The sequence below is a fragment of the Psychrobacter pasteurii genome (genome assembly GCF_900162815.1).
GTDB classification, from domain to species: domain Bacteria; phylum Pseudomonadota; class Gammaproteobacteria; order Pseudomonadales; family Moraxellaceae; genus Psychrobacter; species Psychrobacter pasteurii.
Genome location: NZ_FUGD01000144.1, coordinates 1 through 1,595 on the forward strand (window position 1 = coordinate 1; position 1,595 = coordinate 1,595).

Below are 1,595 nucleotides of genomic sequence, written 5' to 3' on the forward strand. Positions count from 1 at the left end.
TAATACAAATGCCCGTCTCTCCTCAGGCACAAAAGAAAAATCCAAACCTACCTGCTACTTGGCAAGCTCGATTAATTGAGTGTCGTTATGAGGGTAAGATAAGACGATACATCACCTCTTTAATAGATGATAAACGCTTTACTAAGGATAAAGTGGCACAGCTGTATTTGCAGCGCTGGGAGATTGAGATGGCGTATCGAGAGATTAAGTCTGATCTACAGCAGGACTGTTATTAAGAGGGGCTGTCCTAGATAACTAGTTCAAACCCTGTCTAACCCATTTTTTTAATTGCAATAATTGCGACTTTGGGTCACTGTGATTAAATCGCCACTCACACTCCTTTAAATAGAGGTGAAAGTGCTCTTTTGGAACACCGTTAAACTTACGTAAATGCCGTTTAGCTTGGTTCCAGAAGTTCTCTATGCCGTTAATATGGTTCTTATCATTAACAAAGGTTTTAGAGTGGTTTATACGATAATGAGTAAATTCACTGACATCTAATGCGTTGTAACTTTTAAATGAGTCAGTGTAAACAATGCTATCAGGCTTCACCTTTTCTCTTATGATTGGTATCAAGGTATCTGCTTTAGCATTGGGTATAATACAGGCGTAAACCTTGCCATTACGCTTTAATAAGCCAAACACGGGGACTTTACTACCAGCACCTCGTCCTCGCTTGCCTTTACGGGTTCCGCCAAAGTATGATTCGTCTACTTCGATTTCACCTTCGAATAAACCAGGCTCTTGGCTATTCTCGTAAATAAGCATTCTTAGTCTATGAAAGTAATAACTGGCTGTGGCTGTGGTTTTGTTAACACCGACTAAGCTTGCTGCTGTTCTTGCTGTAGAACCTGCAACAAATAGTTCGATTAGTCTGGTTTGTTTATACCAACTTAGTTTACTCTTTCTCATGGTACTATCCTAAATAATTTTACTTATCTAGGACAGCCCCAAAGTTCGTCTTTGGTCAGCAAGTGACCGCAATTAGAGCAAGTTTTAGAGGATGGAAACCATCTATCTAACTCTTTGATAGTTTTACCGTATTGATTAGCCTTATAAACAAGCTGACGCTTAAACTCATAAAAGCCTAAATCGCTAATAGCACGACTTAGCTTACGATTTTGCATCATGCCTCTGGTGTTTAGGTTTTCAATCGCAATAACGTCATACTCATTCACCAAGCCAGTAGTAAGCTTATGTAGAGCGTCTTTACGGATATTACTAATTTGCAGGTGCAATCGTGATAGCTTGGCTTTCGCTTTAGCACGATTATTACTGCCTTTTTGTTTACGGCTTAATTGACGACTCAGCCTTTTAAGCTTTTTAAGTTTCGTCTTAAGTGGCTTGGGTGCCTTGACCTTAGTACCGTCTGATAGAGTGATTAAGTCAGTAATACCTAAGTCTACACCAGTTTGCTTACCTGTGTGTCTGCCTGTCTTTTTGGCAAGGTTTACAGCATCTATTTCAACTGCAACAGAGACAAACCATCTCCCACCTCGACTAAAGATTTTAGCTGAGAGTATTTTGCCGTCAAAGCGCAAGGCTTCACGCATACGAACCCAACCTAGGTTTGGTATGCGAATCTGTCTGCCTTT

The 1,595-nt window shown here is 40.3% G+C and carries 3 protein-coding genes; 1 reads left to right on the plus strand and 2 read right to left on the minus strand.

The genetic code is table 11. From position 1 onward, the window contains the following. Positions 1–236 (plus strand): transposase (locus tag A1232T_RS12475; protein WP_143513993.1); only part of this gene is annotated, 236 nt, incomplete at its 5' end. A 19-nt stretch (positions 237–255) separates the two neighbouring features. On the opposite strand, the gene A1232T_RS12480 is transcribed toward A1232T_RS12475, so the two are convergent. Further along, entirely contained in the window at positions 256–912 is a 657-nt protein-coding gene (locus tag A1232T_RS12480) for an IS1595 family transposase (RefSeq protein WP_077449714.1), read from the minus strand. A gap of 23 nt (positions 913–935) precedes the next feature. Next, positions 936–1,595, minus strand: a 660-nt coding sequence (locus tag A1232T_RS12485; RefSeq protein WP_244152475.1) for an RNA-guided endonuclease InsQ/TnpB family protein, incomplete at its 5' end; no start/stop codon positions are given.